General features: G+C 43.5%; 16 protein-coding genes. 9 read left to right on the top strand and 7 right to left on the bottom strand.

Annotated elements, in window-relative coordinates; all coding sequences use genetic code 11:
* Window positions 1–1,440: a PTS cellobiose/arbutin/salicin transporter subunit IIBC gene (gene ascF, locus KGP17_RS02440; RefSeq protein ID WP_037376527.1), complete on the bottom strand. Its 1,440-nt coding sequence runs from the start codon at window positions 1,438–1,440 to the stop codon at window positions 1–3.
* Between the two features lie 198 nt (window positions 1,441–1,638).
* Here ascF and KGP17_RS02435 point away from each other — a divergent pair, with 198 nt between their 5' ends.
* From KGP17_RS02435 to KGP17_RS02410, 6 genes are all read left to right on the top strand, one after another.
* Window positions 1,639–2,658: a LacI family DNA-binding transcriptional regulator gene (locus KGP17_RS02435; RefSeq protein WP_223498785.1), complete on the top strand. Its 1,020-nt coding sequence runs from the start codon at window positions 1,639–1,641 to the stop codon at window positions 2,656–2,658.
* Between the two features lie 962 nt (window positions 2,659–3,620).
* The gene (locus KGP17_RS02430; protein WP_223498784.1) at window positions 3,621–4,163 is read left to right on the top strand and encodes a fimbrial protein; all 543 of its coding nucleotides are present in this window, start codon (window positions 3,621–3,623) and stop codon (window positions 4,161–4,163) included.
* 58 nt (window positions 4,164–4,221) lie between these two features.
* The gene (locus KGP17_RS02425) at window positions 4,222–4,989 is read left to right on the top strand and encodes a molecular chaperone (RefSeq protein WP_223498783.1); all 768 of its coding nucleotides are present in this window, start codon (window positions 4,222–4,224) and stop codon (window positions 4,987–4,989) included.
* The gene (locus tag KGP17_RS02420) at window positions 4,955–7,525 is read left to right on the top strand and encodes a fimbria/pilus outer membrane usher protein (RefSeq protein WP_223498782.1); all 2,571 of its coding nucleotides are present in this window, start codon (window positions 4,955–4,957) and stop codon (window positions 7,523–7,525) included. The genes KGP17_RS02425 and KGP17_RS02420 overlap by 35 nt, the downstream gene beginning before the upstream one ends.
* A gap of 11 nt (window positions 7,526–7,536) precedes the next feature.
* Window positions 7,537–8,697: a fimbrial protein gene (locus KGP17_RS02415; protein ID WP_223498781.1), complete on the top strand. Its 1,161-nt coding sequence runs from the start codon at window positions 7,537–7,539 to the stop codon at window positions 8,695–8,697.
* Between the two features lie 5 nt (window positions 8,698–8,702).
* Complete coding sequence (locus KGP17_RS02410) at window positions 8,703–9,482, top strand: molecular chaperone (protein ID WP_223498780.1); 780 nt, start codon at window positions 8,703–8,705, stop codon at window positions 9,480–9,482.
* A gap of 325 nt (window positions 9,483–9,807) precedes the next feature.
* Here the strand turns inward: KGP17_RS02410 and KGP17_RS02405 are convergent, their stop codons facing one another.
* The 6 genes from KGP17_RS02405 to KGP17_RS02380 form a co-directional block, all read right to left on the bottom strand.
* The gene (locus tag KGP17_RS02405) at window positions 9,808–10,455 is read right to left on the bottom strand and encodes a helix-turn-helix transcriptional regulator (protein ID WP_223498779.1); all 648 of its coding nucleotides are present in this window, start codon (window positions 10,453–10,455) and stop codon (window positions 9,808–9,810) included.
* Between the two features lie 142 nt (window positions 10,456–10,597).
* Window positions 10,598–11,227, bottom strand: a complete 630-nt coding sequence (locus KGP17_RS02400; protein WP_223498778.1) for a response regulator transcription factor — start codon at window positions 11,225–11,227, stop codon at window positions 10,598–10,600.
* An 80-nt stretch (window positions 11,228–11,307) separates the two neighbouring features.
* The gene (locus KGP17_RS02395; protein WP_223498777.1) at window positions 11,308–12,507 is read right to left on the bottom strand and encodes a fimbrial protein; all 1,200 of its coding nucleotides are present in this window, start codon (window positions 12,505–12,507) and stop codon (window positions 11,308–11,310) included.
* A gap of 17 nt (window positions 12,508–12,524) precedes the next feature.
* A complete protein-coding gene (locus KGP17_RS02390; RefSeq protein ID WP_223498776.1) occupies window positions 12,525–15,062 on the bottom strand; it encodes a fimbria/pilus outer membrane usher protein in 2,538 nt (845 codons plus the stop codon).
* Window positions 15,063–15,097: 35 nt separating this feature from the next.
* Entirely contained in the window at window positions 15,098–15,835 is a 738-nt protein-coding gene (locus KGP17_RS02385; protein WP_223498775.1) for a molecular chaperone, read from the bottom strand.
* A 65-nt stretch (window positions 15,836–15,900) separates the two neighbouring features.
* A complete protein-coding gene (locus KGP17_RS02380) occupies window positions 15,901–16,422 on the bottom strand; it encodes a fimbrial protein (protein WP_223498774.1) in 522 nt (173 codons plus the stop codon).
* Window positions 16,423–18,294: 1,872 nt separating this feature from the next.
* On the opposite strand from KGP17_RS02380, the gene KGP17_RS02375 reads away from it, so the two are divergent.
* From KGP17_RS02375 to KGP17_RS02365, 3 genes are all read left to right on the top strand, one after another.
* Window positions 18,295–18,822: a LuxR C-terminal-related transcriptional regulator gene (locus KGP17_RS02375; RefSeq protein WP_223498773.1), complete on the top strand. Its 528-nt coding sequence runs from the start codon at window positions 18,295–18,297 to the stop codon at window positions 18,820–18,822.
* Window positions 18,823–19,226: 404 nt separating this feature from the next.
* Window positions 19,227–19,880 (top strand): response regulator transcription factor, encoded by a 654-nt coding sequence (locus KGP17_RS02370; protein ID WP_223498772.1) that lies wholly within the window; start codon window positions 19,227–19,229, stop codon window positions 19,878–19,880.
* 31 nt (window positions 19,881–19,911) lie between these two features.
* Window positions 19,912–22,938: an ATP-binding protein gene (locus tag KGP17_RS02365; RefSeq protein WP_223498771.1), complete on the top strand. Its 3,027-nt coding sequence runs from the start codon at window positions 19,912–19,914 to the stop codon at window positions 22,936–22,938.
* Window positions 22,939–23,030 lie beyond the last annotated feature (92 nt).

The following is a 23,030-nucleotide window of genomic DNA, read 5'->3' as shown; positions in this document are numbered from 1 at the left end:
TTATACGGATAACGCGGGCGCCGATTTGGCTTTTTCGCTTTCCGCCTCTTCAGTCACCGGGATATCTTCAAAGCCCAGCAACAGCGTGAGGATAAAGGAAAGCACCACCGCCAAAATCATCACGCCAAACACCCAGACAATGGTCATTGGGTTGGCCGGATCAAAGAACTGCACGCTGGTAAATAGACCCGGAGAGGCCATCGAGTGGCTCGCCAACCCGGCAATTCCGGCCACGCCGCCGCAGACAAAACCACTGATCAGCGCGGCGATAAGCGGGCGCTTCAAGCGTATTGCCACCCCGTAGAGCGCGGGTTCGGAAATCCCGGCCACAATCGCCGATGCCGCAGCGGCCAGCGCCGTCTGACGCAGCTCCGGGTTTTTGGTCCGCCAGGCTACCGCCAACGATGAACCGCCCAGCGAGAGGTTGGCACCAATTTCAGAGGGCATCACCATGCCTTCTTTGCCGGTTTCCGCGATGGTTTGAATGATGGTTGGCGTAAATACGCGGTGCATCCCGGTCATCACCAGCAGCGGCCATAGCCCGCCCATAATCGCTACGGATAACCACCCCAGATAGCTGTGAATGGTGTACACCAGCGCGGAAATGCCGCTACCAATCCAGATGCCCAGTGGGCCAATCAATAGGATGGCGATTGGCGCAGAGATCAGCACGATCAGCATCGGTTTGAGGAAGTTTTTCGTCACGGCTGGCGTGATGCGATCGACCCATCTTTCAATGTAGGAGAGCAACCAGGTCATGAACAACGCCGGGATCACCGTGTAGGTGTATTTTACCGCCGTGACCGGTATGCCCATAAATTCAACCTGTTGGCCCTGAGCGGCTTTCGCCATCAGATCGATAAATGCGGGATGAACCAGTACCCCGGCGATGGCGATCGCCAGCGACATATTGGTTTTGAATTTCACCGCTGCGGAAGCGGCAACCATCACCGGCAGGAAGAAGAACGCCCCGTCGCCAATGACGTTGAGGATAATCAGCGTCGAGGAGCCTTTACCGAACACGCCGGTCATATCGAGGATCATGGCGAGCAGTTTCACCATCGAGCCGCCGATAATGGCCGGTATCAACGGTGACATGGTGCCAATCAGCGCGTCCAGGATCCCCGCACCGATACGTTTGAGAGTGATCTTGTTCTTTTCCGGCGCCGGTGGCTGGACTACCGACCCTTCGGGCAACAGTTTCAACACCTCGGCATAGGCCTGTGAAACGGTGTTGCCAATGATCACCTGGCACTGATTTTCGCTTCTTACCACGCCCAGTACGCCGCCAATTGCCTTCAGCCTGGCGGCATCAACAAGGGTGTCGTCGTTGAGCACAAAGCGTAAACGCGTCATGCAATGAGTCACCGCCGCGACGTTACTCGCTCCCCCAACTGCATCCACTATCGATCTTGATACTGCCGCATAATTCTTAGACATGAGGACAACTCTCATAGATAGGTAACCGGTTTCACACAAGAGTGTTGATATTGAGATTGCAGATCAACCTATAAATTTTTTTATTGTCTATTTTGTGATTGTGATCGACATGAATGGGTTCGAGAAGCTGCAAAGGCTCTGCTCTAATACGGCGGAATGTGTAGAATGGGGATAATTGTTAAAAGCCGGGAAAACCCTATGTCTACCATGCAGGAAGTGGCAAAAAAGGCAGGCGTCTCAAAAGCCACTGTTTCACGCGTTCTTTCCGGCAAAGGGTACGTCAGCGAAGCCACCAAAGATCAGGTGTTTAAAGCCATCGAAGAGGCGGGTTATCGTCCTAATCTGCTGGCGAGAAATCTGGCCACCAATAAATCCCAGTGCATTGGTCTGGTGGTCACCAACACCCTCTATAACGGCAGTTATTTCAGTGAAATACTTTCCCAGGCGGCGCAAAAGCTGGAAGACAACGGTCGACAGTTGATCCTGGTGGACGGTAAACACAGTGCCGCAGAAGAGCAAGAGGCGATCCGATTCCTGCTCGATTTACGCTGCGACGCCATCATCATCTACCCGCGTTTCTTAACCATCGAAGCGATGGACGACATCATCGAGCAACACAAGCAACCTATCATGGTGGTTAACCGCAGGCTGAGAAAACACCAAAGCCACTGCATCTGCTGCGACCACAAAGGGGCCAGTTTTAAGGCAACAAAATACCTGATTGAGCAGGGCCACAGGAATATCGCCTTTATTACCGGTTCACTGGATTCGCCAACGGCGATTGAGCGACTATCCGGCCATAAAGAAGCCTTAAATCAATACGATATCGAACTGGATGATAAGCTCATCATCAAAGGAAAGTGGACGCCAGCCAGCGGTGCGGCGGCGATGGAGTCCTTGCTCAAGGAGAAAATCACCTTTAGCGCGGTACTCTCCAGCAACGATGATATGGCCGTTGGTGCCATCAAGAAATTGAACGAGGCGGGCATTGCCGTGCCCAATGACGTCTCGGTTATCGGCTTCGATAATATTCCAACGGCTCCCTATCTCTCCCCCGCGTTATCCAGCGTTAAAGATCCGGTGAGCGATATGATGAGCGAAGTGATCGACCGGCTGATCGCTATGCTCGACGGCGGCTATCTGTCGAAGGACAACATTTTTTCTTCGGAACTGCTGGTTAGAGATTCTGTTGCTAAGGGACCTTTTTGGGAGCAGTGAGCTCGCGGGCACAGCATCCGGAGCCAGCGCGCAAAGGCTACTTCTGCCCTACCCTCCATACACAGTGTGATTTCCACGCGTATTACCATCTTTTCCTCAAGAAACTCGAATTACTCTTAGCATAACTTATTGATTTTAAATTGATAGAGGTTTTAATTTTGATGGCCCCCCTATTGATTCAACAGCGCCGAAGCAACATCGAGCGACATTTCAACTTCATTTCCGCCAGACCAACACTACGGAGATAGAAAATGTATCTATTAAAAAATGTAACAATAAGCTTCCAGGACAAGGTATTTTGAAAAGTATATTCATAAATCAACAAGCTTTGACATTACATAACGCTCACCAAATAAATTTGCTATTTTTCAATTATTTAAAAATAGACCTTTAGCAACACTCTGTTTTTTTACGAAAAAAACCACTATAAATTGACTGTATCAGTATAAATGACTACCACTCACTGTATTTATATAAAAAAAATCAAAATAAGTCTAAACGCAGGTATGAAACTCTAGGTTCATAGCATCTTGTATAACTTACCTATATAAACAGGAATCACCTTAGTTTAAATTAAGATTTTTCACATTTGCACATAGGTACTTTCTCACCCTTAATAACTGTCTTTCCCAGGATAAATTAAGAACTTTTAAAAAACATAATAAAAAAGAGAGGGCCACGCATTAGTAAGATAATTGACAGAATTAAGCACCCCCTCTATCTTATGCTCCAAGCTTGGTACTCAATGGTCATTTATTATTAACCTATTCGCCAATACCAGCTCTAGCATCAAGGTTTTTTAATAAATGACTAAAGTACCAGGCCAACGACAGGTTAGGGAGTCTCTGTTGTGATGGATTCAAAAGTAAACTGGTGAAGAAATTGATTTCTTCTGCAAATGAAATTGGTTCAATCCGTTCTCACTAACCAATTTAAATAATGTAAATGGAATGACAATTATTATGAAAATCAATAAATCAACGTTGTTGTTAAGCGTATTCGGTTTGGTCTTTGCCGGTTCTGCTTTGGCTTCTAGTGGCACTATTACTATCACTGGTAAAATCACTGACACTACCTGTAACATCAGTGTTGATGGCCAGACTAATAACGCGACGGTAACGCTGCCAACGGTACCTGCAAGTGCGTTACCTGTAGCAGGTAATACTGCGGGCACCACGCCTTTCAGTATTGCTCTGTCAGGCTGTACTGGTAGTGTCTTTACTACAGCCCATACCTTGTTTGAAGCCGGTACTTATGTTGAACAGTCTACTGGCCGTCTGAACCTTACCGCTGCCAGTACTGCTACTAACGTGCAGGTGGAATTGCTGAACTCCGCATTAAGCCCAATCAAGGCTGGTGCAACAGACGCGACTCAAGGCGATATCAAGACTAACTTCACCGCTGATACTACCACTCTGAATTACTTTGCCCGTTACTACGCAACCGATGCAGCTGGCGCGGGTTCAGTAAATACTGCTGTCGATTACACCATTATTTACCTGTAATAACAGAAATTATTAGTATTAGGTGGGGGATACCCCACCTTTCTATAAGGGGTAGCATGTGCTCCGTAAAACGGCTTTTATCGTAATCAGCTTATTTTCCCTGTTTAATTTTCAGCTTGCGCAAGCGGCTGTGGTGATTAATGCCACCCGGGTTATTTATAATCAGCAAGATGACGAATCCGTATTGCAATTGCAAAACAAAGGGCAGGACGCATTGTTGGTCCAATCCTGGATTGATGATGGTGATTTAAAGGCAACGCCAGATACGGCACGTAGTCCGTTTACGCTGATGCCGCCAGTGGCGCGTATTGACCCTAGTAAAGGGCAGGCGCTGAGAATTGTCCGCACCAAGCCGATTGCCGCGGCAGATCGGGAAACATTGTACTGGCTTAACGTCCTGGAGATCCCGCCAAAGGCAACCAAGCAGATGGCTGCGGGCGCTAACCTGATGCAGTTCTCTTTTCGCAGCAGGATCAAGATATTTTACCGCCCGGCCAATTTGGCGATAACGCCTAGGCAAGGCTATGACAAGCTTTCTTTCAATTTCAAGAAGGAGGGTAATAATTACGTGGTCCTGGTGAAAAACCCTTCACCCTATTTCGTTACGTTTCGTAATATAGAACTAAAAAATAATAAGGACTCGATTCTCCTTGGCGGGATAGGTAAGCAGCCACGCATGATATCGCCGTTCAATGAGTTGAAATTTACGCTAGAGGGTTTAAAAAGCCAACCGCAACCCAGTACCACGATTTTTTACAGTATAATTGATGACTTTGGCGGAGATATACATAATGAATGGAAGCTCAATAGCAAAATCAGCCAATGATGGCTGCTTAAATTTCCCAAAGTTAATTCATCTTGTTGGCATATTCACGTTAACACCGCTGGCCCTTTTTTTTAGCGCATTCGCATCCGCAGCAGATAGTGTGGAGTTTAATGATTCATTTCTCCGCTCACCGGTCAATGTCCGTTCTTTTGAAAAAGGTAACCCGGTCTCCGCCGGGGTGCACCGTGTCGATATTTATTTAAATGACCAATGGATTGGCCGCGAAGATATCAACTTTGCGCTGCCTGTTGCTGCAGCAACGATTGCTCAACCTTGTTTTACGCTGAAGTTGATGGATCTGCTGGGCTTTGATCTGGATAAAATCGACAAGGATACTCAGGCAAAACTGGCCTCCGCTGAACAATGCCTGCCATTGAGCCAATTAGCGCCAGGAACCCAGGCATCTTATGATAGTGGTAGCCAGCAATTAAATATTTCCGCCCCGCAAATTATCCTTAAACGCAATGCCAGAGGCTATGTCAACCCGGCGTTATGGGATAAAGGCATCACTGCCGCCATGTTACAATACAATTATAACGCCTATCATTCGGAGCAATCAGGGGTGTCGTCTCAGACATCACAGTATCTGGGCTTACGTGGCGGGTTTAATTGGGATGTTTGGCGTTTGCGCTACCGTGCGACAGCAAACTGGGGCAATGGGCAAGGCTCAAGTTATCGCGGGTCGGAATTATATGCGGAACGTGCGTTAGTTAACTGGCGCAGCAAACTGATTATTGGCCAGTCGAGCACCGACGGACAAGTCTTTGACAGCATCGGTTATGTGGGTGCTCAGGTTGCTTCCGATGACCGTATGTATACAGACTCACAGCGTGGATTTGCCCCGGTGATCCGTGGCGTTGCCAATACCACTGCCCTGGTGAGGGTTTCTCAGCGTGGTAACCAGATTTATGAAACCACCGTGCCCCCCGGTCCATTCCAGATAGATGATCTCTATCCTTCTGGTGTTGGTGGTGATCTGTTGGTCACCATAAAAGAGGCTAATGGTAACGAGCGTAGTTTTACCGTGGTGTATTCATCCACCCCCGAGCTGTTACGCCCAGGGGTAACACGTTATTCGGTGGCTGCCGGTAGTTATCACAACACAGCGGTTTCCTCCGCCCCGGCCTTGCTGGTGGGTACGGTAAGACGGGGGTTCTCAAACATTGTGACCGGTTATTCCGGGGTTATTGGTTCGAACTATTATCAATCGGTCTCCGCCGGGTTAGCATTCAATACCGGCATTGGCGCTATTTCTTCCGATATTACCCAGTCAAGGAGCCAATTAAGCAATAATGAGTTCACTCAGGGCCAAAGTATCAGGCTAACTTACGCAAAAATATTACCCGTCATTGATACCAACATCACCCTGGCCAGCTATCAGTACTCCAGCTCAGGTTATTACGGCATGGATGAGGCCATGAGCATCCGTGAAAGATATCAAAACAATATTTATAGCAATTATTACTACACCACGATAAATCGCCGCAATCGTTTCCAGATCAATGCGTCACAAGCCTTACCTGAGGGCTGGGGCAGTGTTTCTGTCAATGCCAACATGCAGAATTACTGGAATAGAAGCGGTACCGATACTGAATATCAGATGGCTTATAATAACTATTACAAACGAGTTAACTATGGGGTTAACGTCGGGCGTACCCGCGATCTGGTAACCAATAGTTGGGATAACAAAGTGATGTTTAGCGTGTCGATCCCATTGGGTTCGAGCGATAAGGCCCCCTACTTAACCACCAGTTATACGCAAGAGAAAGATCACCAGGGTATACAGAACTCTGTTGCCGGCAGTGCCGGGGAAGATCGTCAATATGGTTACAATGTGTTTGCCAATGGCGACCGTAATTCCGGTGATCAATCACAGACCACCGCCACCGGTGGGGGCAGTGCTTCCTGGTCAGCGCCTTATGCCACCTTGGGCAGCAGTTTCTCTACCAGCCGAAATTACCAGCAGTACGGTGCCGATATTTCTGGGGGCATCGTAGCTTACAGTGGTGGTGTGGTGTTTACCCCCCTGTTGGGGGATACCGCGGCAATTGTTGAGGCCAAAAATGCCCAAGGGGCGCGCGTCACCAACTATAACGGCTTGCGGCTGGATAAATGGGGTCGCGCCGTGGTGCCTTACCTGACGCCCTATCGCCAGAACGGAGTTGAAATTGACCCCAAAGGGATCTCCCACGATATCGAACTCAAAAGCACTAGCCAGAACGTAGCGCCAACGGCAGGGGCAGTCACTCTGTTGCGCTATGAAACGGCAGAGGGTTATTCCGTGCTGATTAATACTAAAGATGTCCGTGGATTGCCGCTCCCCTTCGGTGCAACAGTATTTGATACAGCACACAGAAACGTCGGTTATATCGCGCAGTCGGGTCAAGGATTATTAAGGGTCAAACAGCAGCAGGGAGAATTAACCGTGCAATGGGGCGATGAGGCTGGGGAACGTTGTAAATTTAAGTACAATCTACCGCAATTTGTCGCTAAAACAGCGGCCGACTTCCGTCGTCTTGATGCTATTTGTAAGTAATTAAGGAATAAATGAAGATGATGACTATGCGAGCTGTCACCAACTGCGTTGTACCACAGCTGACGATACAGGTAATTGACAGAGCAAGGATGGTTCTGCTTATTCTGTTGGCCACCATCCTGGTAGGAATACACTCGCCAGCGAAAGCTGAGGGTTACGTGGTAGACTGCCTCCGGAATGGGGGAAACTATTACCAGTTCTTCAATACTACAACAATTCAGGTCGGTAATAATGCTCAAGTAGGGGATTTGCTGGGGACTTGGATAAATTCATCGGACCCTGTCGCCTGGAACTGTACGCCGGTGGTGTTCAGCTATCCCAATGCGGTAGTACAAATGAGCACGCAGGGCTATCCGCCTTATACCGTCTGGGGAAGCAAGAATGTGGACGGATCGACGTACACCGTCTACAACACTACCGTTAAAGCAGGTTTAGGCTATGTAGTCCGTTGGCGCTATACCATTAATGGCACCACCAGTGCCTGGCAACCACTGACGATCGCCCAAGGCGGGCAGCAGGATTCAACCACTTCGGTCACCACATCCAACACCAATGGGTCTTTTACTTTCGGCGTTGATGTGCAAGTTCTTTTTGTCAAGACCACCACGGCGTTGACAGCGGGTACCACCAGTGCGTTCGACCCGATATATGTTCGCTGGAAGCAGGTTTCTAATACCGTCGTCGGCACCCAAGTTGGTAGCGGCACCTATATGATCGCCGATTTTCAGCCAGGGAATTTGATTACCCTAACTGGAGGAACCTGTACCACGCCAAATGTGCCCGTAAATCTACCAGAGGTCGGGCGAAACCAGTTTATCGGTATCGGGACGTCCGGAGGATTAACACCCTTTGTTTTGAAATTTAATAATTGCTCTAGTGGGATGAATCTTGTGCAGTACAGCTTTACGCCAACCACCTCTGTAGCAAATGCGGCGAATGGTGTGGTGATGCTCGATAGTAGTTCGACAGCCACTGGAGTTGGAATGCAACTATTATTGAATCCGACGACACCGGTGACTTTTGGCACCACTTATCCACTCACCAGTTACAATCCAGCGGTGAGCAACGGAAATTATACGCTGCCGTTGTATGCCGGTTTGTATCAAACCGGAACCGGGGTGACACCAGGCTTGGTCAAGAGCTCGATAACCTTTACCGCAAGTTATAAGTAACCACTATGACAATGTTAAGCCGAAACCTGTATACCGTGCCCGTTTTGTTACGCGGGCTGATTATAGCCCTGGCTCTGTCATCTGTTCATCCGTCGTGGGCGGCTATTTCTCTGGGCCAAACACGACTGATTATCAGTGCTAAGGATAAAGAATCCACATTAAACGTAAGTAATGAAGGGGCACAGCCAGTACTGTTGCAAATGTGGATAGACCTCGGTGACAATAGTATTTCACCTGAGAAAATTGCGGTTCCCTTTGTGATTACCCCGCCGATCGTACGTCTGGATGGGAAAAAGACGCAAAGGTTACGGGTGATGTTTACAGGTAGCGATGCCGACGTTCCTGCTGACAAAGAATCTGTCTATTGGTTGAATGTTTTGGAAATCCCCCCGAAACCGGCAGGCATTGTACCAGCGAATGAAGTTCAGCTGGCATTTATAACCCGAATAAAAATTTTTTATCGACCGCAGAAAGTCAACGCTATGGACATTTCCCATGTAGAGGAAAAACTACACTTTAGCTTACTCAATCAAAGTGGGAAGATGCTACGCATCGAGAATCCTACGCCTATAAATCAGACGCTGATTTCCATATCGATTGGGCATGATATAAAAAAAACAATCTTCAGTTTTCATCCTGAAGAAAGCATGGTCCCCCCCTACTCGACAAAAGACTATCCACTATTAAAAATAAAAGGGAGTGTTGACAAGACGATGATGGTGTTTATTTCAACGATTGGTGATTATGGTGAGATAATTAACAGTGAGAAACCCTTGGATGACTAGAGACTTAATGGTCATTGCTATGCGTGTAGATGAGTTAATCCAGAGTTACCAGAAAAGTAATGATATACTACCCCATTCTTTTTGATGAGTTATTAGTCAGTAAAATCACGTTCCCCATCAAGGATGTCAATTCCATCCTTGAGACGGCTCGCCCGCCTGAGCTCTGGCGGGCGAGGACTGGAAAGTATAAAGTAACTGTAATTTCATGTACCAGTCACGTTCCCGAGAATTACACACATCATTCAAATCACTGTTGATTCGTTAGAAGTTTGCGAGCGTCCGCTTTATCCTTAAGGATATATGATTACTATCACACCAATACGAGTTATAACCGCGCGCAAATTTGAGCGCACGCCAGAACAGGAGGGATCCTAAACAATTGGTTAGTAGGAATCAAGAGTGACTGAATAGTCCTAACGCCTAATTTTTTTAACGCTTTTCGTTTATAATACCCCACTAATTTAGGGCTAATAGAGAGAACTTGAGATATCTTTTTATAATCAAACTCCATTAAAATGCCATTTAATACTTGCCTCTCACGTAATGACAAAGGTTTGGCTACCTTCTTAAAATACCCTGAAAATTCCGACAAATCATTACTCATGAGTTCATTAATCTGTCGCGTGATAGATGAAAGAGAGTTTTGTGTATCGATAAAACCTATCCGTGCACAAGTCTCCAGCAAGTAATCTATCAAACCGGAACTTCTGTATACATCCAAAATTATTATCACTCGGTGCTGATGACTTTCTTGGAAAATAATTTCTATAAAAGACAGAATATCCATTACGGTATAGTCTGACCCTTGCAAAGATATAATAAAGAGATTAGCTTTATTTACCGAAAGTAGATGTAAATGACATTGATGTATTTTTTCATAACTGAGTACTCTGCAACTTGATGGCAGAAGCTCGCTTAACCCCAGTCGGGTAAATTGGCACGGGTGCAAAATAGTAGCATGCTTGATACTCATTTTTAAATCCTTAAGTTTTTACGTGTTATCCATAACAGACATCTTTACAACGTAATCATTACAAAAATAACCAAAATGAAATAGGAAAACAAAATATAATAAACATGTTGACCATGCAGTATATACTTGTAAAAATCAGCATTCAGTCGATAATGTTATTTACTTCAAGCAAACCAACAAGGTCGATTACGCTATGAATATTCAACTTTCCTAATATATTTCTCTTGTGAGAACTTACTGTTTTTGCACTGATATTAAAAAACTTTGAAATCTCATGGTTTTTAAGACCTTTAGCCAAGGCAATAGCAATAGAAACCTCTCGCTTTGAAAGCTGACTAAAAACACCCAACTGAACGCCATCACTATGATCACTGTAACTTGGAAAGCAGTTAATGTCGTTAACAATTAAATTAATTGCATTCAACAACACTTCAAATGAGTGTTTTCTGGAAATGAAACCATTAGCCCCCATCTGTGAAACCCTGCGCGAATAAACCCCCTCATTACTTCCAGAATAAACTAATATCTTGGTATTCTTGCACTCTCTTTTTAAACTAGAAATCACCTTCATAGTTGACATATTGACATCCAGAATAATTAATCCCGGTTTTTCTTTTACTATCTCCACAAGGAGATCTAAGTTATTTTCAGGACTGACAATAACTCGCATACCCAAGCGACTACTGATTAATGTCGCTAGAGAATCACGAACTATAGGATGCTCGTCAATAATATAAACTGATGGCCTAATGACTTTATTTATAGTATCCATAAAGAAACCGCTACTTGAAGAAAGGACTCATTAAATTTTAATAGCCACTTTTTAAGGGACAGCAAATTAACTGAAATCCTCTATTGATAATTGATATCAATAGTTGCCGTTGCATTTGCAGTTCCACTGCTGGAACTCTGCGCATTTGCTGTCCTGTAATAGTTAGCCGTGAACCGAATAACATCTGAGGTCACACTACCCACAGCATCACCTACGGCAAGTGCAGACGAGGTGTTTGCTACGCCAAATTTAACGGGTTGGTATTGCCCACCAGACGGCCCAAAAGGTAATGATTTAAGCTGAAGTGCAAACCCTTTTGCCACATTACTGCCACTGAATGCAATCAAGCCAAGCGTATTACTAGGATCATTGATGGTATCAGCCTGACCGGCATTAACTCGATAAGTGACTGCGGTTTTCGGCAAGCAACGCAGGCCAATTCGGAATGATATCGGTGTCGTGGTCGCCCCCACATTCTGACTGGAAAATTCAGAGGAAATCCGGTTACCCATATTGACTGTTTTATACAGATCGCTGGAAACAATACCGCAGGTACGGACCGAAAAATTCACATGGTCAACATATAAGTTAAAATAAAAGTCATCATAAGCGGTTTTATCCGAACTGGTATAATTAACCATCCGAAATCGCATATAGTGCAGGAGACCACCTGTTCCCCAAGTAAACGAACCGGCTACGGCGTTAGCCGTTTGATACCCCTGAAAACCCACATTCTGGATCCCAAAATCCTGCATACGGATCACCACCGGGTTGGTAGGTGTTGAGTTGGCAGCCAGGATAAAAGGTGCACCCAGAGTATTAGTACCTGCGGCACCGGTAAACCAGACCTTATCCCCGGCCGGGCTGTTGTACCACATTTCTGCAGAATAGTAATAGTTACCATTACCATAGGCGGTGGTCTGCTGCATATTCGGATAACCCTTATTGGTAAACCGGGTATCTGGAATCAAGTGTGTTTGTAACACCGGAGTGACCTGCACGGGTGCTGTACAGGTCATGCTCCATGCAGCACTGCCGCTGTTCGATGATGGCGTAGCATAAGTGCTATTCGTCGGGCTGGGATATTTACCATCATTTACAGCGACAATACCGTTTGCTGAGGGTATTTCTACGTAGGGACTCATTACTGGAATACCCGGAGTCCAGACACAGGCACGAACGGCCAGTGCCTGTTGCGGTAACAGGCCAGATAACAGGGTGATAAGGAATACTCCTATCGCCCGTTCATTACGGATAATATTTACTAGAAATAGTTTCATTTTTGTTCTCTGGCAGCTTATTTCATAGGTGTACATGGCAGGGATAATTGGCGCATCCCATGAGTTTTGTCAGTCGTTTTCTCTTTGGCAAAATGATAGCGAATACGGCACTGGCCGGTTAAATCGGAGCGCCAAGAGACAAGCAGCAGGCCATCATCATTCAAGCCACTGGCATACAGTACGCCACCCTGACCAACCATACCGACATTATTACCCTTCTCATCCACAACCATTGCTCCCATAGGTAAAGGTTCACCATCAGGTGTCGTACTTTCGATGAACGCCTTATTTCCTGAACGGGTATCGAATTTAACTTTGACGATTGCGCCACTATAGGGTACAACTTTGCTACCACTGCTTAAAAGCTCTGTATTTTCAGGCATGCCTTGTGGATCGATATTAATAGTGTTATTGCGATAAGCACTGAGATAAGGCACAATCGCATAACCGAAACGGTCAATAGTGACGCCTGAAATATTTTCCACTCTGGCACCTGCGGCATCTTTTGCCTCTACCAATGCCATGGCATCTGCAGCATATTGCCCCAAAGTCAGCCCACCTGAATGAACAACCGCAGACCCGGACATCCCCAAGGCATATTGCCGGAAATTTCGTCCCTGACTGGCTGACACTGATGCCTGCCCCATGGAGTGATTTTTAGCCATATTGCCAGACACAGAGCTTTGATTGTGGGAATCAGTACTGCCTGACATTCCATAAGACAGAGAGTTATCCTGCCCCAATGAGCCATTAAGACCCAGCGTGGTTTGCGACAAGCCTTCGCTATTCGTGTTAAGGCTAGTGGTAACACTATGATATCCATAACGTTCACTACCAAAGGGGATACTTAATGTCAGCATATATTGATTTTCGCTTTCGCCTGAATTATTGCTTACTCGCGAAATAGAAGTGCCGACATTAATATTCTTAACTAAAAATGAATATCCTGCCTGATAATTGCTCGATGAGCCAGGCCTATCCCAATAGGATAGGATAGAACCAGAAATAAACAGACTACCGTAATCTAAAACTTGTTGACTGATTGCCAGTTCAAAGCGCCCTTTCTGGCGCAGAACATGACTATAATCCAGCTCACGCTGCTGTGCTGCCTCATTGAAACCATAATAACCCTTATCAGAATAGCGATAGGTCGCTAATGATAAAAACGTTTGGCTAATTTCCAAATACTTGCTATGAGAGGCTTTAACACTCCAACCTCGGCTGTTACCCGATGGCAGGTCTGTCGATGAGCCTGTAATATCAACCCCCAGTGCGCCAAGACGGGTATTGAATGCAGAACCTACTACAGCAGACTGATAATTTTCAGCGAACTGACTCCCTACATAGGCCGTTACATTATTAGATACCCCACGGGAATAGAGTGCTTGCAAAAATGTAGGCTTGCTACGTAAAATTTGGTTATTCAACTGACCAAAGGTCACAGCATAACGGGAGCTATTGTCCCGTAATAATGATGCTACCGAAGAGTAAGGTACTGAAAATGTCTGTACCGTCCCATCCGTTTCAGTAACAACCACATCCAGTTCACCGCCATATCCAGTAGGATAAAGATCATCGATCGCAAAAGCGCCAGGAGCAACGGTAGTTTTATTTAGCAAAACTCCTCGCTGACTTACTTGTACCAGTGCATTGGTACGCGCTACGCCACGAACTACCGGTGCAAATCCCTGCTGTGAAGCAGGCAGCATACGGTCATCGGAAGCAAGTTGGATGCCACGAAAGCTCAAGCTATCGAAGTATTGTCCGGATGTATTGTATTCACCGGCTACCAACATACCCTTAAAGGCTGGTAATGGGCGTTGCAGATAACTGTTCAGCGTTGTCCATTTACTAATACCGTTATTGCTGCTGCTATAGTTGGAATTATTTCTCAGTTGCCACAAACCCAAGTTCACGCCACTATTGAGTAAGGTGAAAAAGTTAGAATTAGTAAGTGCCTGTTGATTACCATTAATACGGGACTCATAATAGTTTGCATTATAATTAATAAAGCCCGCGTTAATACCCGCATCCCACAATGCTTGACTGACGTCCCCTTGAGATTCACGTTGCAAGTAAACCTGCGGGATCGAAAAATCCACAGCCAAGTCTGGCATGTTTATGATATAACTGGCAGTAGGTATCAGTGAGTTGAGTAACACACAGCTGCCGGAGTCTGAATCAAGCGGCACATTTTCAACTTTAAGATCCAGCAATCTTATTAGCTCTTTACTCAGACAGACAACTTTTTTATTTTCAATATCTTTTATGAGTAGGTTAACCTTACCCACAAGCTTTTTATTAACCAGAATAGACATGCTGTAACTACCTGGTGTAATATCATTACCATATGCAAAACGAGCAACATCGACCTTTTCTGATCCCACTAAGAAACTAGTGTTATATAAGTACGCCTGCCCCTTGGAACTATCCTGCGGTATCACAGATGCATCAGCACCCCAGGCTGCCCCCACCAGAGTTATATTGGCTAACAATAATACCAGAGCAACTTTAGACGTTGAATTCCTGGTATTCGCTTCATTTATCTGGTCCATAGAGAGAATGTCGTCCTTATGTAATTCAAAGCAGGTTATAAAAGTGTTTCAGTGTATTCCTTTGCACCACCTTGATCGTTAATGAGAAGGTAGTTCAGTTTTATAGGCAATGTACTTTCTGGCACTTTAACCTTGGTACTCAAGGACCCGAATGGTGCGATCATGCCAAAACGTTGTAATGAAACCGACACGGGCTTATTATTCACCATGACATCAACCTGAGAGAAAGACAGATAGTAAGGCGATGTATTTTTACAACTGAGCGTCAGCATCTGCGGTGTCTCTTTGTTGCCAGTACACTGCATCTGTTTAGCCAGCTCATCCGTTTTTGGTGTTGCCAGTTCTGCTGGGCGATAAAATAGTTTTATCCTACTTCTGAATGCCAACTGTAAACTATTTTCTTTATTATTGGCGTCTGTTGTCGGTATTTCAAAGACATTAACCCAAAATACAGACTCTCTATCTTTTACCGATATGCTGCCATTATAAATTATACGTAATGACTGTCCCTGCTTAGGTTCCATACGAAACATTGGCGGTGTAATAGCAAACGGTGTTTTAGGCATTTTTGCCGACATGGCTGAATGACCATCATCAACCCATGCTTGAACTAGCACTGGCAATGAATTGTCATTTTCAATGCGCAGTGAAACCTCCTGTTTATCGCTAGGAAAAACCACACGCGTGCCGTGTATAATAACACTAGCGGATGCATAACTGACATAGTTACTTAATGCCAATACCAAGATGATATAGGGATTTAATTTATTCATATTCGTCTTGTGAAAATTAAAAATGAATAGAGGGGTACCCCCCTCTATATAATAATTTAGCTAACTTACTGGTATGACAGAGTGTAAGATACTTCAGAATTTGCAGTCCCTACCTCAGCCTCACCGGTAGCGTAATAGGCTGCAACATAGTTCAGTGTCGCATTACCGCCAGTCAGCGTAACGAAGGTTTGTGCCGGAATAACACCGTTGACAGGCTGCAAAGCACCCATGCTGTCATAGAGCGCGATTTCAACATTACTGGCTTCTGAGGTAGCATCCAGATTCAAGCGGCCAGCCGGGTTACCCAACGTCAGAGACTCGAAATGAGCGGCAACCGCGGTGTTACCCCCTGTACAGCCTGTCAATTCTATTGCGAAGTTTTTCGCGCCTGCAGTCTGTCCAGAAGTCATCAGGGATGATGCCGGAACATTGCCCAGATTGACTAATTGCGGAGCCGCAACGCCACCATTAATTGAACAGGTGCTTGCAGTGATATTACCGGTGAAATTAACTTGGCCATCCGCAGCACTTGCTAAATGGGAGGCACCAGCCAAGAGGAATGATAATGCTAATGCAATTTTTTTCATTTAAAATACCATTTAAGAAGTAAGTTTCCCTATAATCTATGACTAGATCATATCATTTGAGTCATTCCTTAGCGAACTAGGGAATATTAATAACTCAACACCCCGACAAAGCAGAACACACTTAGCCTTGAATGCCTGACTATAATAGTTATCTTTTCCTATTTGTGTATAGATATGAATCACCCATTTTGGGGTAAGCCTTTTCCTGAATTTTTCTAGGATTTTACTTATTTTTTGCTCAGAACAACGCCCTGAAATATACCATCCTATTGTTTTTGTTATATTTATACACATATCTCTATTGCATTCATATTAATTGATAAGCATTCGTATTTGTAAATAAAGCTATATCATGTTCCAATTTATACCGTGCACCCGTTCGATATAGGATACAGATGGCATTGCAACGCCGGTTTTACCTGACGCTGACTGAAAATAGGAGCATTTATCTACTCAGATACAGATGGTAAGGTAAGTTTAGGCGTTATAAATCATGGTAGTTTCAGTATGTAAACCGGGCCATTGTCGGTAATGCCTTCGATCAGGGCAAAGAAGTCTCCTAATTGGTCAACGATGCCAATCCCCCCGTCTTAACGGTCAGTTTATTTCAAGACGGTAAATGTTTTAGCCCTGCTATAGCCACAATCAAGCTGATTTTTCCGGTGGCTAAAACCCTTGATGCAGCCAGCGTAGTAGACCTGAAAACTGCCAAACGGAGTAACAACCTATTGGTGGGTAGTGCCTTTTGTGGCAATCGCAGGCCAGGTAGTCGAAGTTCTCACATCGGTTGAGCGAGTATTGCTGATAGCGGCAAAAACAGCTGTCTGATTTTCTTCATGTTAACCCACCCAACTTAAAGACCACGTGATATCACCTTCATAAGAGTGATATGCACTTTCATGTCAGCGGCTAACCCCCTCCGTCTACTACCTATCTATTTTCACGACTATATATATTGAAGCGCTCGTTATAGCTTAACGAGAGATTAATTTGGCTATTACGGCCTATTTTTAACATACCACTTACAATTAAAACTAATTTCATATACTTGCAGCGTGTACCTATCAACATTTGCTTTGTCCTATTCCTATTGATATATTATGCTGTTTTAGTTAAATAAATGAAATTAATTACCACACCTAAATTGATTTGCAGAATTAAAATGCCATTTTTTGTTAAATAATAAAATATATACCCAATTGATATTTACCTCAGTATCATAAGTAGGGATAATAAGAATCGATTATGATCTGATGATAATAAAAATTGAACGTAAAACACTGGGTTGTCAGTCATAGTCAGAAGCAATAGTTTGGTAAATTACTGGGAACTTCCTAAGTTCAGTAGTTGTACTGTAGGAAAGGGTGATGGGGTCACTATAGGGGTAAGATGACGACGACCTAAATGGTCTTTACAGCTATAATCTCACGACTGCAAGTCAGACATAACGAGAGTTGTATGAGCCCACATTATAGCTTGAGGGGACACCCATGAAATAGGTGTTAAATATACAATAGATAACACTATTTTCGGTACCATTAGTATATTTTATCTAATTTTTCCCTTGAGCATACCCCCTCCCCTCCAGGGAACGTTGAAGAGTCTTTTATCGGTTCCAATTTTCAATCCATCCATACTTAATTTTAAAAAATCACTTTAAATGGATGTTTATTGAAGTATTTAGCACTGCAAAAAATCAATGTGAATAGATTTCATTATGTTAAGGTGTGGAACTAACAAACTTACCTATATGTTTAACGAGTTATAATTTTAAACTTATTGATTTTTAATGTTAAATCTTGCTCTGAGGTACAAGAAATCAATGAGCGTCAATAATCGGGTATTTTTAATTTATAATTTTAGGTGGATAACTTGAATATTTATTTATTTTCAGAAGATATGTTTTTCCATGCTGGTTTAAATGATTTAGTAGAAAAGGAATACGGAATTTCAGTTAAACTCATTACCATTAGAATGATGATGAATTCACATAAAAATGGTTTTATAATGGAAGATGACGTATTTATGATAGCCGCTGGCGGCTTTAATTTTACAATGTCTATATTAGTGATGCTAGATTATTTTTGTTGTCGTGCATATATACTCCCCTATGATAGAAATGGATTGCTAAATACGAATTTATTTTCTTCATTCCTATCCTGCAAAGTAGACGAAAATTACATTAAAAGCATAGTTAAAGGACACGTTATATCAAACCTTCCTAAAATGTGTAAATTGAGCTATAAAGAGGCAAGCGTTTTAAGCTATAGACTTCAGGGAATAGATGTCTACAATCTGAGCCGACTGTTAGCAGTGAGCATAAAAACAGTTTACACTCAGCAAGAAAATGCTCTAAAAAAACTAGGTGTTAGAACACTCTCACATTTGCATATGATCTGAACTGTTGGCTTCTTTCATATTAAACAAGTCAGCCAGAAGATAAAAACATGATTTAAACAGCTAATAAGATGACATTTGAAATAAACTAACGCTCTTCCTGAAATCATTCTAGATAACTTTCACAACCCCATTAAATTTAGTTTTTTTTTGGAGAAGAACGGAGCATATTCTGTACATCCGCTCTACATTTCTTGTTACAAAACGAGGGTGGTAACAGATTAAGTAACTATAAAATTCCGCTAATCGCATTAGATTTTTGCTACGCTGGGCCAAAATGATATCATTTACTTAAAAAAACAGCATAATTCTATAAATGAACTATAATGATAATAACCATTGGAAATTATAATGCTTAAATTAAGTTAATAAGTCGGTTTTATTATATATGATTTTGGAGTGGTATCATGGCCCTTGACGTTCAGTTGAATAAGTCAGTCGTTATTATTGAGGATCACCCATCAGTACGTTTTGCACTTAGAACTATCCTGTCAACAGAAAATAATATTGATGTTATTGGTGAGGCAAGTAATGGCCAAGAAGGTATATTAGCTGTCAAAAAGCTAAAGCCTGACCTAATTATACTTGACTTAATCCTACCTGGCACCAACGGTCTCGAGCTTGTTTTCAATATTAAAAATCATGCCGAAAACTCAAAGATATTAATTTTTTCAAGTCATGATCCGCGTATTTACGCTGAAAAACTAGCCGCAATAGGGTGTAATGGATATATCAGTAAGAGTTGCACCACGGAGGAAATATTGAGCATGGTACGTTCAGTACTTGCTGGATATAACTGTTTTCCTTCGAATTCTCAATGGAGTAAAGAAGTTAAGAACTCTGACACTGGCGACATAGTTAATAGATTGACACATCGAGAACTCACTATTTTCATTGCTCTAGCCAAAGGGCAGAGTAACATAGGTATTGCACAGGCATTAAATATAAGTGAAAAAACGGTTAGCACTCACAAACTAAATATAAAGAAAAAACTTAACCTTAATAGTTCTGTTGAGATGGCTTCATTCGCTATACTTCATGGCTTAATCAATGGAGGTTGATTCATTATAGAGTTTCATAAGGAGATATTTTATGAATAACGCTAAAATAAATTTTATTTTTATGTTTTTATCTATTTTTAGTGTTAGTACTTCTTTTAGGGTCGCGGCTATCGAAACCTTAAAAAAATATCCATTAACTAAAATTGAAACGGTAACCGCCTCCTTCCCAGCATCCAAATTGATAAAAGAGTGTTGTTTGTCAAGCTATTCACCTTCCCTCCTAAAACCTGAGAGTTACCTATTCAGGGATGCAAAAAAATCGGAACAAAAGATTATTTTCAATCAGGATGAACAAGATTGGATAAAATCTCACCCGATAATATTTTATAGTATCACCAATGATGAGACACCGTTATCTTTTTCCTCAACTACAGGTACGCCCGCAGGCTTTGCTGCTGAAAAACTTAATGATCTAGGTCAGCGTATTGGTGTCGTTTTTCAGGGCCGGTTAAGGCGCACACAACAAGAGTTGTTCACTGATATTCAACAAGGGAATAGCACATTTATACCTTATATCTATAAAATGCCTAAAGATAAACCTGACTTACTGTCGCTAACTATCCCCTACAACTATTCAGTGCTAGTCATCATCTCACGTAAAGAAGGGCCACACTTTGAGAGTATGGCAGCCTTAAAGGGAAAGATTATTGCGTTAACAGCATCACCCAAGCGCGCATTACTAGAGGAATTCAAGTCTTTTCCGGTCAATATGACATTACAATCAAAAACATCAGATGCTTTAAACCTATTAACCCAAGGTAATGTCGATGCGGTCGTCGCTGATTTTACTCTTGCAAGTTACGAGATTTCACATAACTACCAGAATGAATTGGTGATTGATGGGCCCGCATTACCCACCCCTAGCTATATTCCTTACAGTATAGGTGTCGCTAAAGGCCAACCTGAGTTTCTGAGTATAATGAACAAAGTGATACTGGGATTGCCAACTAATTACTTTGAATTCAAACAACAGTATGATGCCAACTCACCTTTCCCAGAGAAACCATTCCTTTGGAATCAAAATAAATTCCTTGTAGGTGCCACTATTGTTTTTATTATTATTTTACTCTCTTTGTTCTGGGTTAAGCTATTGTGGGTACAGGTAAAAAAAAGAAAAAGCACGGAAATAAAATTACTGGATGAACTGTCTTTTCAACGAGTACTGTTTGATAACTTACCATTAGCAATGTTTGTCGTGAAAGCTGATTTTCAAATAGAATCAGGCAATCCAGCTTTTATGGAGCTATTGCAAATCCCAGCCTCCGATGCTGATGAACCCACTCTCTTCATACTTAATGAGCATCCCCATTTCTTCACTCAACTCAGAGAGATCTATTATCAATCGAAGGATACCGGAAAAGCCTGTTTTAAAGACTTGAGTTTTACTACCGAACATGAAACCAGTCATTTATATACCTGGAGCATTCCTTTCTATAACAGCCTTGGCGATATTGCGGGTATGTTAAGTGGTTGGCTGGACATCAGCGAACGTACACGTCTTGAGACAGCGCTGCGCCAGGCTAAGGAACTCGCCGACAAGGCGAATCGTGCCAAGTCAACTTTCCTGTCTACGATAAGTCACGAAATTCGTACCCCGTTGAACGTGATCATTGGTATGTTGGAATTGCAGCTACACAGTAATGAATTAGCGCTGCAACAGCGCAATGAATTGACGATTGCCAATGAATCTTCGCAACATTTATTAATGCTTATTGACGACCTTCTGGATTTATCCAAGATTGAAGCGGGTAAAATGGTTTTACAACCACAACCTGTCTGTCTGTCTGAACAGCTTGGATTGTTAGAACGGATGTTTTCTCCTATGGCCAAGAGTAAAGGTCTCGATTTTATTTTGCAGCTCAGCGGGGATGCGACAGATTGTTGGCTACTGGCGGATCCTTTGCGACTGCGTCAGATCTTGGCCAATCTGCTGTCCAATGCGGTGAAATTTACCCGGCAAGGAAAGATTACCTTCCAATGCACGGCCAATAGAAAACCTGATAGCGATTCCATAACGGTAACATTCGAAGTTAGTGATACGGGCGTAGGGATTGCAATATCGGACATTCCAAGATTGTTCTCGCCATTTACTCAGATTGAGGAAGCTGCAAGGTATGCCGGAGGCACCGGTTTAGGTTTAACCATTAGCAGACGCCTATTGGATATGATGGCAGGTTACATTACGTTGAACAGCGAGCTGGGTAAAGGTACACAACTGCAGGTCTGTGTCACATTTTCTGCGGTGCAACCCGTTGAGAACGCTTTGCCAATTGACGCAGCCACTTCGGTGCAATCATTGCCGGAGTCTCCCCCTATACTCATCGTTGACGATCATTCTGCGAATAGAATATTGCTATCTACTCAATTGCAGCAACTCGGTGCCAACGTCACGACTGCAAATGACGGGATTCACGCTCTGGAATTGATGGCTAATAATAAATTTTCATTAATAATCACAGATGTCGCTATGCCAGTAATGTCAGGAATGACGTTGGCAGAAAAAATACGCCAGCGTGAAGTCACACAGGGAGAAACCAGAGTCCCGATCGTTGGTTTAACTGCTTTTGTAGAACCTGAAATATTTGACGAGGCAATCGCTGCGGGGATGGATCTTTGTTTACGTAAGCCTATCGGTCTGGTGAAATGGGCCGAGATATTGCCGCAGTTTTGTCTATCCCCACTTAATCCCGGCACTGAACTTTCTTTAGACCAAGGTTTACAACAACGTTTACTGGAAGCTTTAGCAAATCAGCAATCTGCAGTCGCGATATTCTTACAGTCACTTTGGCAAAGTACGTTGGCCGATCGGCTCGAAGCACAACTTCACCGGCAGAATGGGGATTGGCTGTTACTATCCGAAACCATACATAGGCTCAAAGGCCCATTTAGTTTTATTCATCAAGATGACATTGTGAGCATATGTAATCAATTAGATACCCTGTGTCGCGAAAATGCGCCAAACCCGGACGCCATCTCACAGGCTCTGACATTTTTGGTGCAACAGCTTGATGACTTTAAGAGCCAGCTAGACAAACTTGGATATCTCAACCTTGAGTAAACTGATGGTCTACAGCTTCGTCATTTATCTGTTGAACTCTGGTGGGTAACGCTGAAAAATAGTGCAGTCCATCCACCAGAATGATCACTGGA

This window comes from Serratia sp. JSRIV001 (genome assembly GCF_019968745.1).
GTDB lineage: Bacteria > Pseudomonadota > Gammaproteobacteria > Enterobacterales > Enterobacteriaceae > Chania > Chania fonticola_B.
This window is presented reverse-complemented; position numbering and strand designations above follow the sequence as displayed.